General features: G+C 64.8%; 11 protein-coding genes. 6 read left to right on the plus strand and 5 right to left on the minus strand.

Annotation, left to right across the window (positions count from 1 at the left end; all coding sequences use genetic code 11):
* Positions 1 to 67 precede the first annotated feature (67 nt).
* Positions 68 to 394, minus strand: coding sequence for a thioredoxin TrxA (gene trxA, locus CVS48_RS14465; protein ID WP_006218534.1), 327 nt, complete (start codon positions 392 to 394; stop codon positions 68 to 70).
* 327 nt (positions 395 to 721) lie between these two features.
* On the opposite strand from trxA, the gene CVS48_RS14470 reads away from it, so the two are divergent.
* The 4 genes from CVS48_RS14470 to CVS48_RS14485 are packed head-to-tail and all read left to right on the plus strand — an operon-like array spanning position 722 to position 6979.
* Positions 722 to 2683: a DNA topoisomerase IV subunit B gene (locus CVS48_RS14470; RefSeq protein WP_100855048.1), complete on the plus strand. Its 1962-nt coding sequence runs from the start codon at positions 722 to 724 to the stop codon at positions 2681 to 2683.
* The gene (locus CVS48_RS14475; protein WP_100855049.1) at positions 2683 to 3285 is read left to right on the plus strand and encodes a YcxB family protein; all 603 of its coding nucleotides are present in this window, start codon (positions 2683 to 2685) and stop codon (positions 3283 to 3285) included. Before CVS48_RS14470 ends, CVS48_RS14475 begins: the two co-directional genes overlap by 1 nt.
* Positions 3286 to 3331: 46 nt before the next feature.
* Positions 3332 to 5668, plus strand: coding sequence for a DNA topoisomerase IV subunit A (gene parC / locus CVS48_RS14480; RefSeq protein WP_100855050.1), 2337 nt, complete (start codon positions 3332 to 3334; stop codon positions 5666 to 5668).
* A 57-nt stretch (positions 5669 to 5725) separates the two neighbouring features.
* Entirely contained in the window at positions 5726 to 6979 is a 1254-nt protein-coding gene (locus CVS48_RS14485; protein WP_100855051.1) for a DUF418 domain-containing protein, read from the plus strand.
* On the opposite strand, the gene CVS48_RS14490 is transcribed toward CVS48_RS14485, so the two are convergent.
* The 4 genes from CVS48_RS14490 to CVS48_RS14505 all read right to left on the minus strand — a co-directional run bounded on the left by CVS48_RS14490 (position 6868) and on the right by CVS48_RS14505 (position 13025).
* The gene (locus CVS48_RS14490; RefSeq protein ID WP_100855052.1) at positions 6868 to 9498 is read right to left on the minus strand and encodes a TRAP transporter permease; all 2631 of its coding nucleotides are present in this window, start codon (positions 9496 to 9498) and stop codon (positions 6868 to 6870) included. The two genes, CVS48_RS14485 and CVS48_RS14490, sit on opposite strands and share 112 nt — an antisense overlap.
* A 101-nt stretch (positions 9499 to 9599) precedes the next feature.
* Positions 9600 to 10604 (minus strand): TAXI family TRAP transporter solute-binding subunit, encoded by a 1005-nt coding sequence (locus tag CVS48_RS14495; protein ID WP_100855053.1) that lies wholly within the window; start codon positions 10602 to 10604, stop codon positions 9600 to 9602.
* Between the two features lie 51 nt (positions 10605 to 10655).
* On the minus strand, positions 10656 to 12002 hold the full coding sequence (locus CVS48_RS14500; protein WP_100855054.1) for an aspartate aminotransferase family protein: 1347 nt from the start codon (positions 12000 to 12002) through the stop codon (positions 10656 to 10658).
* A 45-nt stretch (positions 12003 to 12047) separates the two neighbouring features.
* Complete coding sequence (locus CVS48_RS14505) at positions 12048 to 13025, minus strand: MurR/RpiR family transcriptional regulator (protein ID WP_100855055.1); 978 nt, start codon at positions 13023 to 13025, stop codon at positions 12048 to 12050.
* Between the two features lie 271 nt (positions 13026 to 13296).
* Between CVS48_RS14505 and CVS48_RS14510 the strand changes: the two genes are divergently transcribed.
* Together CVS48_RS14510 and ectA are read left to right on the plus strand one after the other, a co-directional pair.
* Positions 13297 to 13836: a MarR family winged helix-turn-helix transcriptional regulator gene (locus CVS48_RS14510; RefSeq protein WP_404976465.1), complete on the plus strand. Its 540-nt coding sequence runs from the start codon at positions 13297 to 13299 to the stop codon at positions 13834 to 13836.
* A complete protein-coding gene (gene ectA, locus CVS48_RS14515) occupies positions 13833 to 14393 on the plus strand; it encodes a diaminobutyrate acetyltransferase (protein WP_100855056.1) in 561 nt (186 codons plus the stop codon). The genes CVS48_RS14510 and ectA overlap by 4 nt, the downstream gene beginning before the upstream one ends.
* Positions 14394 to 14452: the final 59 nt, after the last annotated feature.

A 14452-nucleotide genomic window follows, 5' to 3' on the forward strand; every position in this document is an offset into this window, starting at 1 on the left:
ACGGACGGGCTCGCGCGGTATTGAAATGAGCGCCGCCTCCGGGGCGGCGCCTTTCACAGCACGCAGTTTACAACGCGCCGTCCAGGAATGCGGTGAGTTGCGACTTCGACAGCGCGCCAACTTTGGTGGCGGCGGCTTGGCCGTCTTTAAAGAGCATAAGGGTGGGAATGCCGCGGATGCCGTACTTCGTGGCGGTACCCTGGTTTTCGTCCACGTTCAGCTTCGCGATCGTCAGGCGACCTGCGTACTCGGTGGCGACTTCTTCCAGGATCGGGGCAATCATCTTGCAGGGGCCACACCAGGCGGCCCAGTAGTCCACCAGCACCGGCTGGCCGGATTTCAACACATCGGCATCGAAGCTTGCGTCACTGACGTTCTTGATTTGGTCGCTCATGATGGTGATTCTCGGTTCGGCAGCAAAAGGCGCGTAAAAAGGGACGCGCCTTGCCGTTGTTCTTGTATGTGGAATGGATTAAAGCATACCACTGTCAATAACAACAGGCATACCACTGTTAATAACAACAGGGTTTGCTGGTTTTGTGTAGGATGTTGCGGCGCAGTCGTTGTGATCCGGGCCGTGAAGCCCTGACGCGCTGGCTGTGACTGTCATCATCCTACCGAATTCGGAGCTGGTCAGGTCGTGCGCAACCCACCGGGAGCCGCGCGGAATCTAGGCTTACCCGTAAAATGTCGGTTTTTTTCCACAGATGTTGGGGATAACTTGGCCACTCCACGTTACACCGAGGCGTCCATTCGCGTCCTGAAGGGGCTGGAGCCCGTGCGGCAACGCCCGGGCATGTACACCCGCACCGAAAACCCCCTGCACGTTGTGCAGGAGGTCATTGATAACGCCGCAGACGAGGCCTTGGCCGGCTACGGCAAACAGATCCAGGTCACGCTGCATAGTGATGGCAGCGTGTCCGTCGAGGATGACGGCCGGGGCATTCCCGTTGGCCTGCATCCGGAAGAAGGCGCGCCCGTCGTCGAACTGGTCTTCACCCGCTTGCACGCGGGTGGCAAGTTCGACAAGGCGGGCGGCGGCGCCTATGCATTCTCGGGCGGCCTGCACGGGGTGGGCGTTTCCGTCACCAATGCGCTGGCGACCCGGCTTGAAGTCGTGGTCTGGCGCGACGGCGCGGTCAACCGCCTGGTGTTCAAGGGCGGCGACGTTGCCGAACCCTTGGCCCCGTACGACCAGGGCGGCCGCAAGAAGTCCGGCACTCGCGTGCGCGTCTGGCCCGACGGCAAATACTTCGACAGCCCCAACATTCCGTTGGGCGAACTGACGCACCTCTTGCGCAGCAAGGCCGTGCTGCTGCCTGGCGTGAAGGTCACGCTGGTCAATGAAAAAAGCGGCGACACCAAGACCTGGCAATACGAGGACGGCCTGCGCGGTTACCTGGCCGAGGCGCTGACCGGCGCCGAACTCATGGTGCCGTTCTTCGAAGGCCAGCAGTACGCCGGGGCCGACCACGAGAACTTCGCCGAAGGCGAGGGCGCTCAGTGGGTGGTGGCCTGGACCGAGGACGGCAACGCCGTGCGCGAGTCCTACGTAAACCTGATCCCGACGCCGGCCGGCGGCACGCATGAATCTGGCCTGCGCGAAGGCCTGTTCGGCGCCGTGAAGGGCTTTGCCGAATTGCACAGCCTGTTGCCCAAGGGCGTGAAGCTGCTGCCCGAAGACGTGTTCGCCCGCGCCAGTTTCGTCTTGTCCGCCAAAGTGCTGGACCCGCAGTTCCAGGGCCAGATCAAGGAACGCTTGAACAGCCGCGACGCCGTGCGCCTGGTGGGCGGTTTTTCCAAGAGCGCGCTGGATCTCTGGCTGCACAGCAACGTTGAATACGGCAAGAAGCTGGCTGAGCTGGCCATCCGCCAGGCGCAGGCGCGCCAGCGCTCGGCCCAGAAGGTTGAAAAGCGCAAGAGTTCCGGCGTGGCGGTCTTGCCGGGCAAGCTGACTGACTGCGAATCCAGCGACGCCAGCCGCACCGAAGTGTTCCTGGTCGAGGGCGACTCTGCCGGCGGCTCCGCCAAGATGGGGCGCGACAAGGAATTCCAGGCCATCCTGCCGCTGCGCGGCAAGGTGCTGAATTCCTGGGAAGTGGATCGTGACCGGCTCTTTGCCAACAACGAAATCCACGACATCTCGGTGGCCATCGGCGTGGACCCCCACGGCCCGAACGACACGCCCGACCTGTCCGGCCTGCGTTATGGCCGCATCTGCATCCTGTCTGACGCTGACGTCGACGGCTCGCACATCCAGGTCTTGCTGCTGACCCTGTTCTACAAGCACTTTCCCAAGCTGGTCGAAGCCGGCAACGTGTACGTGGCCAAGCCGCCGCTGTTCCGTCTGGATGTGCCCGCGCAGGGCAAGCGCCCGGCCAGGAAGATCTATTGCCTGGATGACGGCGAACTTGAAGCCGCGCAGGACAAGCTGCGCAAGGAAGGCGTGCGCGAAGGCGCCTGGGCGGTCAGCCGCTTCAAGGGCCTGGGCGAAATGAACCCGGAACAGCTCTGGGAAACCACCATGAATCCGGACACGCGCCGCCTGCTGCCCGTGGGCTACGGGGATCTGACCCCGGAAGACACCACCCGCATGTTCGACATGCTGATGGGCAAGGGCGAGTCTTCACAGCGCCGCGCCTGGATCGAGGAAAAAGGCAACCTGGCCGAGCTGGATATCTAATGACGTCCACCGTGCCCGCCTCCGACTCCGCCCGCATGACCGTCGACATGACGGCCGACGACTACGCCGAGTTCGCCGCCTATGTGTACAGGCGCCCCGAACTGCGCCGGCGTCGTTACCGGTCGCACCTGCGCTTTGGTGTCCTGATGATCGTGGCGCTCTTCGCCTACCTGGTCTGGCAGACCTGGGACGGCAAGGGGCCCAACTGGTCGCAGATGCTGCCCGTGTATTTCGAGGGGCTGGCGGTGGGCCTGGGCATTCTGGTGCTGTTGGCGCTGGCCTATGAGTTCGCGCTGCCGCCGCTGGTGCGGATGAACACGCGCCGCATGCTGAACAAGCAGCCCGACGACTTGTTCCTGGGCCGGCATCAGCTCGACTTCGGGCCCGAGGGCATTCTGGACACCACCGCCCGCGCCTCCGGGCGCATGGAGTGGTCGGATATCCGGCGCGTCGAGGAAACCCCGCAGCACCTGTACGTCATTCTGGGCACCTTGCAGGGCGTGATCATTCCCAAGCGCGGCCAGGACATCACCACGCTGGCCGCGGTGCGCGCGCAATTGCGCACGCATGTCGCCGACACCCAGCTTGCTCCGTCCGCCTGAAGGCGCATTGACGCCGTTTCGATGAAATTGTCTACCTGAATACAACATGACCGATAGCAATCAACCCGGCCTGTTCGACCCCACCCCGCCCGATGGCGACGGCGATGGCGATGCCAATGCCGCCATCACGCTGGCGCGCTACGCGGAACAGGCCTATCTGGACTACGCGGTCTCCGTCGTGCGCGGCCGCGCCTTGCCCGACGTGGGCGACGGGCAAAAGCCCGTGCAACGCCGCATCCTGTTTGCCATGCAGGCGATGGGGCTGGCCGCTGGCGCCAAGCCGGTGAAGTCCGCGCGCGTCGTGGGCGACGTGCTGGGTAAGTACCACCCGCACGGCGACCAGGCCGCCTACGACGCCATGGTCCGCATGGCACAGGACTTTTCGCTGCGCTATCCGCTGATCGACGGCCAGGGCAACTTCGGTTCGCGCGACGGCGACAACGCCGCCGCCATGCGATACACCGAAGCGCGCCTGACGCCTATCGCCAAGCTGCTGCTGGATGAGCTGGACGAAGGCACGGTCGATTTCGTGCCCAACTACGACGGCAGCCAGGAAGAGCCGCAGATGCTGCCCGCGCGCTTGCCGGTGATGCTGCTGAACGGCGCGTCCGGCATTGCGGTCGGCATGGCCACCGAGATTCCGTCGCACAACCTGCGTGAAGTGGCGCAAGCCTGCGTGGCGCTGATCAAGCAGCCGCAATTGCCGGACGCCGAACTGCACGCCATGATTCCCGGGCCGGACTTTGCAGGCGGCGGCCAGATCATCACTCCCGCGGCCGACATCGCGCAAATCTATGGCGGTGGCCGTGGCTCGCTGAAGGTGCGCGCGCGCTGGACGTTCGAAGAAATGGCGCGCGGCCAATGGCAACTGGTTATCACCGAACTGCCGCCGGGCACGTCGGGCCAGAAAGTGCTGGAAGAGATCGAGGAAATCACCAATCCGAAGATCAAGTCCGGCAAGAAGAGCCTGACGCCCGAGCAGACCCAGGCCAAGGCGGTGATGCTGAACCTGCTGGACGCCGTGCGCGACGAATCCGGCAAGGATGCGGCCGTGCGCCTGGTGTTTGAACCGAAGACCTCGCGCGTGGACCGTGACGAATTCGTCAACACGCTGCTGGCCCAGACCAGCATGGAAAGCAGCGCGTCGATCAACCTGGTGTGCATCGGCACGGATGGCCGCCCGCGTCAGAAGGGCCTGCGCGACATCCTGGTTGAATGGGTGGCGTTCCGCACCAACACGGTCGTGCGCCGCACGCGATTCCGCCTGGACAAGGTCACTGACCGGATCCACGTGCTGGAAGGCCGCATGCTGGTCTACCTGAATGTGGACGAAGTCATCCAGACCATCCGCGAATCCGACGAGCCGCGCGCCGCGCTGATGGAACGCTTCAAGCTGTCCGAGCGCCAGGCGGAAGACATTCTGGAAATGCGCTTGCGTCAGTTGGCCCGTCTTGAAGGCTTCAAGATCGAGCAGGAACTGGCCGACAAGCGCAAGGACCAGATTTCGCTGCAAGAGCTGCTGGACAATCCCACGACGCTCAAGCGCCTGTTGATCAAGGAAATCGAGGCCGACGCCAAGCAATATGGCGACGACCGCCGCACCCTGATCGAAACGGCCGAACGCGCCGTGCTGGAAACCAAGGTGCTGGACGAACCGGTCACCGTGATCGTCTCGCAAAAGGGCTGGCTGCGCGCCCGCCAGGGCCATGGCCACGACGCTGCGCAATTCACCTTCAAGCAGGGCGATGACCTGTACGGCGCCTTCGAATGCCGCACCACCGACACGCTGATCGCCATGGGCGACAACGGCCGGGTGTATTCGGTACCGGTCGGCGGGCTGCCGTCCGCACGGGGCGATGGCCAGCCGGTCACGACCATGATCGATCTGGAATCGGGCACGCGCATCGTGCATACCATTGCCGCGGCGCCGGATTCCCGCTGGCTGCTGGCCACGCGCGGCGGCTACGGCTTTGCGGCCAAGCTGTCCGACATGGTCAGCCGCCAACGGGCGGGCAAGCAGTTCATCACGCTGGAAGCCGGCGATGAAATGCTGCGCCCGGTGCCGCTGTTCGTGGGCGCCACGCAACTGGCCTTGCTGTCGGCCAAGGGCAAGTTCCTGGTGTTCGGCCTGGATGAATGCAAGTCCTTGTCCGGCGGCGGCCGCGGCACCATCCTGATGGGCCTGGATGCGTCCGACAAGCTGGATCAAACGGTGCCGATCGGTGCTCGCGGCCTGCGCGCCACGGGCATTTACCGCAACAAGCTCACCGAGGACATCCTGGCGGGCGACGCCTTGGCGCCCTATGTGGGCAAGCGCGCGCGCAAGGGCCGTCAGCTGGATGTGCGTCCCAAGCAGCCGGTGCTGTCGCCGGTACTGGGGTAGGGCAGGCGCGGGGGGCGCGGCCTTGCCTCGCCCCGCTAGCCAACAGGCTTCCACGTCATGCACACCTTCACGCACCCAGGGCTTGTGCAGCCGTCATCCGGGCGCCTGGCGCATGTGGACGCGCTGCGCGGCTTTGCGCTCTTTGGCATCCTGATCGTGAACATCGGCGTTTTCTCGTCGCCGTTCTATGGCGCGGGCGTGGCTGACCCGGTCTATTCGCGTCCGGTGGATCTGGGCGTGCGCTGGCTTATCGCGTGGCTCTTCGAGACCAAGTTCTACCTGCTGTTCTCGTTCCTGTTCGGCTACAGCTTCACCTTGCAGATGGCGGCGGCCGAGCGCGACCAAGCCGCCTTTGCGCCGCGATTCCTGCGTCGCCTGGCCGGGCTGGCTGTGTTGGGGGCCGCACACGCCGTGTTGTTCTACCAGGGTGACATTCTGGTGACCTATGCGCTGCTGGGGCTGGGCTTGCTGGGATGCCGGTCCATGGCGCCCCAGCGCGCATTGTGCGTGGCGTTGTGGCTGATCGTGCTGACGGCGTCGGTGTGGGCGCTGCTGGGTTGGCTCAGCTTCCTGGACCCCGTGCCAGCGGGCTATCTGGCGCAATACAAGGCGCAGGCGCTGGCGGCCATCGAGGCCTATCGCGGCGACATCGGCTCCACCGTCGCGCAGCACGTCCATGAACTGACCACCAGCGTCTGGTTCATGGTCTTGTTCGTGCAAGGCCCGTTCGTCTTTGCGATGTTTTTGATCGGCTACGCGCTGGGTCGACGCAATGCGTTGGCGGACCCCTGGGCGCGGCCGGGCGTGTTGTGGCTGCTGTGTGCGTTGGGCCTGCTACCGGGCCTGGCCGGCTCGGCGCTGTACGCCACGTCGTCTCTGCCAGTTGCCGGCGCGGCCTGGGAATTGCCCGGGCTGGCCGCCGACCTCTTGACGGCGCCGCTGCTCAGCATGTCGTATGCGGCTCTCTTCCTGCTGGCGTGGCGCACGCGAGTGATTGGGCGCGCGTTGCGATGGCTGGCGCCCGCCGGGCGGATGGCGCTAAGCAACTACCTGATGCAATCCGTCGTCTGCGCCTTTCTGTTTACCGGCTGGGGCCTGCGTCTCTTCGCATCGGTCTCGCCCCTGGCGACCGTCGGGATCGCGGTGGCGATTTTCGCGGCGCAGTTGCCATGGTCCGCATGGTGGTTGCGGCACCATGCCTACGGCCCGGTTGAATGGTTGCTGCGCGCGCTCACCATCGGGGCCTTGCCGCCCTGGCGCCGACGCTGCCGCATCCACAGGCCCGCCAGCAACAGCAAGGCCGGCAGGTAAACCCAGTAATCCGACCAACGCCTCGGGTTCGGCGCTTTCACTTCGACGACGTCCCAGCCTTGCTCCCAGCCGGAACGTTGCGCGCGGCTGCCAAACCGCACCCCACCAATTTGGGTTTGGTCACCCAGGCTCATCAGCGTTACTCCGGCTTCCGCCAGACGGCGGCGGCCGGCGTCGGGGGCGTCAGCGCCTGTCTGCAGGGAGGGCAAGGCCACGGCAACGGTTTTGGTCAGTTCATCGCCTTCCAGATTGATGCCGCGCAGTACCACGGTCAGGCGGCCGTTGTCGGGCATGGCGGCGGCAATCGTCTGCATGTCGGCGGCTGGGCGGCTTTCGTACTGCGGCGCGAAGTGGTCCATGAACCAGTCGGGGCGAAACAGCATGAAGGTGACCAGCAGCAGCACACCCACCTCGGCCCAGGTGCAGCGCGTGCGGAACCACCGCATGGTGGCCGCCGCGAACGTCAGCGACGCCAAGGTGGCGCCCGCCACCACCAGTGCCAGTTCCCACCCGTAGTTGACGTCGATCAGCAGTAGGGCGGGATTGAACACGAACATGAACGGCAGAATGGCGGTGCGCGCGGCATAGGTCACGCCCTGGATGCCGGTCTTGATCGGGTCTTCACCAGAGATCGCCGCGGCGGCGAAGGTGGCCAAGCCCACGGGCGGGGTGATGTCGGCCATGATGCCGTAATAGAACACGAACATATGCACGGCAATCAGCGGGATCACCAGGCCGCTTTGCGCGCCCAGTTCCACCACGACGGGCGCCATCAGCGTTGCCATCAGGATGTAGTTGGCCGTGGTGGGCATGCCCAACCCCAGCACCAGGCAGACCAGCGCGGTGAAGATCAGCATCAACAGCACGTTGCCCATCGACACCAGTTCCACGAAGGCGGTCATGCGCAGGCCCAGGCCGGTCAAGGTGATGGCGCCGACAATCAGGCCGGCCGTGCCGCAGGCAATGGCGATGCCGATCATGTTGCGCGCGCCGTCTTGCAGGCCGCCGATGGCGTCGTGCCAGCCATGCCGCCAAGCCGGGGCGGCATCCTGTTTGCGGAACCAGGCAATCAGCGGCCGTTGCGTGACCATCTGGAACAGCATGGCCATGGCTGCCCAAAAGGCCGATAGCCCGGCGGATAGTTCTTCCACGCTCAGGCACCACACAAGAATGCCGATGGGAATCAGGAAATACAGCCCGGCGCGCACCGTCGGCCAGGGCTGCGGGCGCACAGGGTGGTTGACGTCAATGTCTTGCGGCAGGTCGGGGTGGGCGGCGGCGATGCGCAGCAGCCACACGTACAGGGCCGCCAACAAGGTCAGCAGCACCCAGATGGCGGCCGCGCCCGCCACGGCCTGTACGCCGGTGCCTATCCAATAGGCCGCGCCCATCACCAGCAGCGTGCCGCTGATGCCCATGCCCCATCCCGCCAGCTTTTGCAGCGGCGTGCGCGACGGGCCAGCCGCCATCATGGGTTGGATGCCCAGCTTCAGCGCTTCCAGATGGACGATGTAGAACAGCGCAATGTACGAAATCGACGCCGGCAGAAGGGCGTGGCGGATGATGTCGGTGTAGGGAATGCCCACGTATTCGATCATCAGGAACGCCGCCGCGCCCATCACGGGCGGCATGATCTGGCCGTTGACCGAAGACGCCGTCTCAATCGCGCCCGCCCGCACGCCGCCGTAGCCCGCCTTCTTCATGAGGGGAATGGTGAAGATGCCACCCGTGACCACATTGGCCACCGACGACGCGGACACCAGCCCGTTGACGGCCGAGGACACCACGGCCACTTTGGCCGGCCCGCCCCGCAGGTGGCCCAGCAGCGCGAACGAGACCTGCATCATGTAGTTGCCCGCACCGCACTTGTCCAGCAACGAGCCCAACAGCACGAAGATGAAGATGTAGGACACGGATACGCCCAACGCCACGCCATACACGCCTTCAGTGGTGAGCCACATGTGCGACATCAGGCGTTCCAGCGAGGCGCCTCGGTGCGCCAGCACGTCGGGCAGCCAGGGGCCGGCCAGCGCGTAGGCCACGAACACCAGGCCCAGCACGGTCATGGGCAGGCCAAGCGCGCGGCGCGTTACTTCAAGCAGCAGCGCCAGGCCCACGACGGCGGTACCCACGTCCATGGGCGTGGGTTGACCGGGGCGGCCCGCCAGTTCGTTATAGAAAACATAGAGATAGCTACCGCAAAAGCCGGCCGCCAATGCCAGCACCCAGTCAAACCAGGGCATGCGGTCGCGCGGCGAGCGCTTGCTGGCCGGGTAGGCCAGATAGCCCAGGAACATGGCGACGCCCAGATGCAGGGCGCGCGCCTCGGTGTCGTTGAAGATGCCCCAGTTGAACGAGAAAGGCAGCGGCGATGCGTACCAGAGCTGGAAGAACGACCAGGCCAGCGCGCCCGCGGCCAGCGTGGCGCCGGCGATGCCGCCCGCGTTGCGGCCGCCTCGGTCGACATCGGCCACGAGCTGTTCCAGGTCCGGGGCCGACGTATGCGGCGCTTTTGTCATGAATTTCCCCTACGTGTCATGGCGCGCGCCGTCTGGGCGGCGCGCGCTGATTCCTGGCGTGCGGCAGTCGCGCGCCGGCAAGGCCTTGAAGCAGGCGCTTTTTAAAGCAGGCCTTTTTCCTTGAAGTACTTTTCAGCGCCCGGATGCAAGGGCGCCGACAAGCCGTTCTTCACCATGTCGGCGGGCTTCAGGTTGGCGAATGCCGGATGCAGTTTCTTGAAGTCGTCGAAGTTGTCGAACACCGCCTTGACCACGGTGTAGACGGTGGCATCCGGCACGTCGGCCGACGTGACGAACGTGGCGGTGACGCCGTACGTCTTGGTCTCGTTGGGGTTGTTCGGATACAGTCCGGCCGGAATGGTGGCGTAAGCGTAATAGGGGTACTTTTTGACCAGCGCGTCCACGGCCGGGCCGGTCAGCGACACCAGCTTGGCGCCGCAACTGGTGGTGGGGTCCTGGATGTTGGCCGACGGGTGGCCCACGCCGTAGAAGAAGCCGTCGATCTTGCCATCGCAAACCGCCGAGCCGTGCTCGTCCGGGCGCAATTCCGACGCCAGCGCAAAGTCCTTCATCGTCCAGCCCATCGTGGCCAGCAGTTCTTCCATCGACGAGCGCGTGCCCGAACCCGGGTTGCCGACGTTGAAGCGCTTGCCCTTCAGGTCTTCAAAGGTCTTGATATTCGCGTCCTTGCGCGTCACGACCGTGAACGGTTCGGGGTGGATCGAAAATACCGAGCGCAGCTTGGTGAACGGGCCCGCTTGTTTGAATTGCCCTTCGCCGTTGTAGGCGTTGAAGCCGACGTCGGACTGCACAACGCCCAGATCAAGTTCGCCGGCCTTGATGGTGTTGGCGTTGAAGACCGATCCCCCGGTGGATTCAACCGAACAACGGATGCCATGCGTCGCCCGGTCCTTGTTCACCAGGCGGCAGATGGCGCCGCCCGCGGCGTAGTAGACGCCCGTGACGCCTCCCGTGCCGATACTGACGAACTTCTGTTGGGCGGCGGCGGGTGCCGGCGCCGTGGACAGCAAAGCCGTGGCCAGGCCCGCCGCGGCGAGCGTCCAGGCGTTGCGATGGCCCAATGGGTGTTTGACGGACGTGGTCATGCAAACTCCTTATGGGGTTTTTCCCCGTGAATTACCGGTCTTGGCCGGCGGTTAATGTGCCCCGCGTGCTTGTCCAATGGCGGCGTCGATGGCGCCAGCCAGGCGTTGCGTCAATTGGTCCAGTTCGTCGTCGGAAATAATGAAGGGCGGCGCAAGCAGCACGTGATCGCCGTGGCGGCCATCAATGGTGCCGCCCATCGGGTAGACCATCAGCCCCTGCGCCATGGCTTCGCGCTTGATGCGCGCATGCAGCGTCAAGGCCGGGTCGAACGTCTGCTTGGTGGCCCGGTCCTGCACCAGCTCGATGCCCATGAACAGCCCGCGTCCGCGGATATCGCCCACATGCGGGTGCGCGCCAAATGTCTGTTCCAGCCGCTGCCGCAAGCCCGCGCCTTGCTCGCGCACGCGCTCCAGCAGCTTGTCGCGGCGGATCACGTCCTGCACGGCAAGCGAGGCGGCGCAGGCAATGGCGTGGCCCAGATAGGTGTGGCCGTGTTGAAAGAAGCCGCTGCCTTGCTGCATGGCGTCCACGATGCGCCGCTGCGCCATCACGGCGCCGATGGGTTGATAGCCGCCGCCCAAGCCTTTGGCGATGGTGATCAGGTCGGGCACGATGCCCTCTTGCTCTACCGCGTAGAGCGTGCCGGTGCGCCCCATGCCGCACATCACTTCGTCGGCGATCAACAGCACCCCATGGCGGTCGCAGACTTCGCGGATACGCCGGAAGTAACCCGGAACGGCCGTGACGGCGCCGGACGTCGCACCCACCACCGGCTCGGCCACGAAGGCCATTACGGTGTCCGGCCCCAGCCGTTCAAAGGTCTGCTCCAGTTCAAGCGCCAGGCGCTCGCCATATTGTTCAGCGCTTTCACCGGCTTGCTGATCGCGATAGGCGTAGCAGGGCGAAACGTGTTCGACGTCGATCAGCAGCGGCGCGAATTGCGCGCGGCGCCAGGCGTTGCCGCCCACCGCCAGCGCGCCCAGCGTGTTGCCGTGGTAGCTCTGGCGGCGCGCCACGATATGACGGCGCTGCGGTTGGCCGATTTCCACAAAGTACTGGCGGGCCATCTTCAAGGCGGCCTCGACGGCTTCGGATCCGCCCGACACAAAGTACGCATGCGAGATGCCTTCCGGCGCATCGGCCACCAGGCGCTCGGCCAGGCGTTCGGCAACCTCGGTCGTGAAGAAGCTGGTGTGGGCATAGGCCAGCGCGTCGATCTGGGCGTGCATGGCGGCCTGGACGTCGGGGTGGTTATGCCCCAGGCAGGACACGGCCGCGCCGCCCGAGCCGTCAAGATAGGCGCGGCCGGCGCTGTCGTGGACCCATACGCCCTGGCCGCGTACGGCCACGGGCGGGGTCTGACGTAGGGAACGATGCATGACGTGTGTCTGGCTCATGGGTATTCCGTGATGCGTAGAGGGCGTTAGGGGAAAACAGCAGGGTCAGCCCGGCCGCCGCGAGGCGGGGGCGGTCCAGTAAACGTTGTCGGCGCGCAGGCGCTCTTCGACTTCGGTCAGGCGGTTCAGCACGTCGGCGCCGCCACGGGCGGTCAGGCGGGCAATCAGATGTTCGGCCAGGCCCAACAGGCCGGCGGTGGTATGGAAGAACGAGCCGGGACCCTGGCGCGCGGGCTGGGCTCGGACGCCGTCGCGATCGGGAGGCGCGAATCGCAGTGTGTGACGGGCTTCCACCGCCAACGGCGACAGCGGGTCATCGGTTAGCGCAATCAGCGCGACGCCGCGCTGCGCCGCCTGGCGGGCCAAGTGCACGGTGGCGGTCGGGTAGGGGGCTTGGGAAATGACAATCAGCGCGTCGCCGGCATCCAGGTTGTCAGCCTGCTCGGCGGGGGCTCCGCCCAGGCCGTCTATCAGCACACTGTTGCGGCGCACCAGTTGGTAGGCGTAGCGCATCTGGAACGCAATGCCAAACGCCGAGCGGGTCCCCAGAAAGCCGACCTGGCGCGCGTTCAGCAAGGTCTGTACTGCTGCATCAAATTCCGCTGCCGGGTTCAGCGCGCACACCGAGCGCATGGCTTGGATCTGGTAGTCGGTCAGCACGTCGTGGCCGGGGGCGGCGGGGTCGCCGGCGGCGGCCTGCAAGGCGGCAGCGCGGTCGCGCAGCCCGGGCTCGCCTTGATGACCGGCAAGAGCCTGTTGAAAAGGCTGACGAAATGCTTCATAGCTGGCATAGCCCAGCGCCCGCGCCAGCCGCAACATGGTGGCGGGCGCCACGCCCAGCGCCCGCGCCAGCCGCAACATGGTGGCGGGCGCCACGCCCAGCGCTTGCGCCTGCCGGCGCATGGACCACAGTCCAACCTCTGCGGGATGCGCCACCACCCAATGTGCCGCGCGTTGCAGCTCCGGGGGCAGGTCCTCCAGCTTTTCTTGCAGGGTTGGTATCAGGTGGGAAGGCAGGGGCATGGGGGCACCGCTAAACAAAAAACAAATGATATATCTGAATATTTCTATAAAACATCTGTTTTTTATTGGGGCTTTCCACTAGGGTCGGGATGCAGCGCCAAGCCCTTGATGCGACGGCATTAAGTCCAGTAATTCTGCTGCCATCTTCTGCAATTTCGTGTTCATTTATTTACATCGTGCGGGGGTTTTTTGTTTGACGCGAATAGATCGGGCGCATATCATTCGTGTAGAAATGAATTTGACCGAACCCTTTTCTTCCATGACCCACCCCGTGAACACTGATTCCACCCAGCAGTACGATCTGCGCATTTTGCGAGCCCTGCGCCGTATTACGCGATCGATCGCACTGCACTCGCGTCAGTTGTCCGCGGTCAGCCATATCACTGCGCCGCAGTTGATGTGCTTGCGTACGGTGATGGCCAATGGCCCGATGACGGCCACGGCCATCAGCCGCGAAATGCATGTCAGCCCCAGCACGGTGGTCGGCATCCTGGACCGCCTGGAAGACAAGGGTTTGATCCGCCGTGAACGCGGCCGCGAAGATCGCCGCATCGTTTTCGTTACTGCCACGGACGCCGGGCGCGAGCTGGCCCAAGGCGCGCCGTCGCCGCTGCAAAAGCACCTGGCCGACGCGCTCAATGCGTTGCCCGAGCTTGAACAGGCCACCATCACGCTATCGCTGGAACGCATCGTGGCGCTGATGGAGCAGGAAGGCCAGGCAGTCGCAGCGGAACCGCACGGCGATGTATCGTCGCCCATCCTTGAAGTGCCCACGGGCGGGGCACCCCCAGAATCGGGAATCGTTGCATGAAGAAAAACGAACTGGATACCCCCCATCTCTCAAGTGCCGTGGCGCCGGCGGTTCGCGCGCAGACCCATACGATGCGTCTGCCCAACCGCAAAGACGGCGCCGCCATTCACCACCTCATTTCCGAGTGCCCGCCGCTCGACCTGAATTCCCTCTACGCCTACTTGCTCCTTGGTGAGCATTTCAGCGACACCTGCGTCCTTGCCGAAAGTGCCGGCGGACGTATCGACGGTTTTATCTCCGCTTACGTGATCCCGACCCGACCCGACGTGTTGTTCGTCTGGCAGGTTGCGGTGCACGCCCGCGCACGTGGCCATCGCTTGGGCCGCGCCATGCTTCGCGAACTCCTGCAACGCAAGGGGCTCGAGCATGTTCGATATCTTGAAACCACGGTGGGGCCTGACAACCAGGCATCGCGCCGCAGCTTTACCGGCCTGGCCGGCGAGCTTGGCGCCCACGTTTCCGAACAGCCGTTCTTCGACCGGCAATTGTTTGGCGGCGCGGACCATGACGACGAGATGTTGTTGAGGATAGGCCCGTTCGCATTGCCCGCCCCGTAGGGCGAGCAACCCCAGCGGACTTATCGAAATACCGGGATGGCAGTGCCTATCCGAATGCG

This window comes from Achromobacter spanius (genome assembly GCF_002812705.1).
GTDB classification, from domain to species: Bacteria; Pseudomonadota; Gammaproteobacteria; order Burkholderiales; family Burkholderiaceae_B; genus Achromobacter; species Achromobacter spanius.

Bases quoted from the DNA above. Each gene is read 5' to 3' on its own strand.
- ectA (WP_100855056.1), top strand. From the start codon at position 13,833: ATGAAGAAAAACGAACTGGATACCCCCCATCTCTCAAGTGCCGTGGCG.
- CVS48_RS14490 (WP_100855052.1), bottom strand. From the start codon at position 9,498: ATGACAAAAGCGCCGCATACGTCGGCCCCGGACCTGGAACAGCTCGTG.
- CVS48_RS14485 (WP_100855051.1), top strand. From the start codon at position 5,726: ATGCACACCTTCACGCACCCAGGGCTTGTGCAGCCGTCATCCGGGCGC.
- CVS48_RS14475 (WP_100855049.1), top strand. From the start codon at position 2,683: ATGACGTCCACCGTGCCCGCCTCCGACTCCGCCCGCATGACCGTCGAC.
- CVS48_RS14505 (WP_100855055.1), bottom strand. From the start codon at position 13,025: ATGCCCCTGCCTTCCCACCTGATACCAACCCTGCAAGAAAAGCTGGAG.
- CVS48_RS14495 (WP_100855053.1), bottom strand. From the start codon at position 10,604: ATGACCACGTCCGTCAAACACCCATTGGGCCATCGCAACGCCTGGACG.
- trxA (WP_006218534.1), bottom strand. From the start codon at position 394: ATGAGCGACCAAATCAAGAACGTCAGTGACGCAAGCTTCGATGCCGAT.
- CVS48_RS14500 (WP_100855054.1), bottom strand. From the start codon at position 12,002: ATGAGCCAGACACACGTCATGCATCGTTCCCTACGTCAGACCCCGCCC.
- parC (WP_100855050.1), top strand. From the start codon at position 3,332: ATGACCGATAGCAATCAACCCGGCCTGTTCGACCCCACCCCGCCCGAT.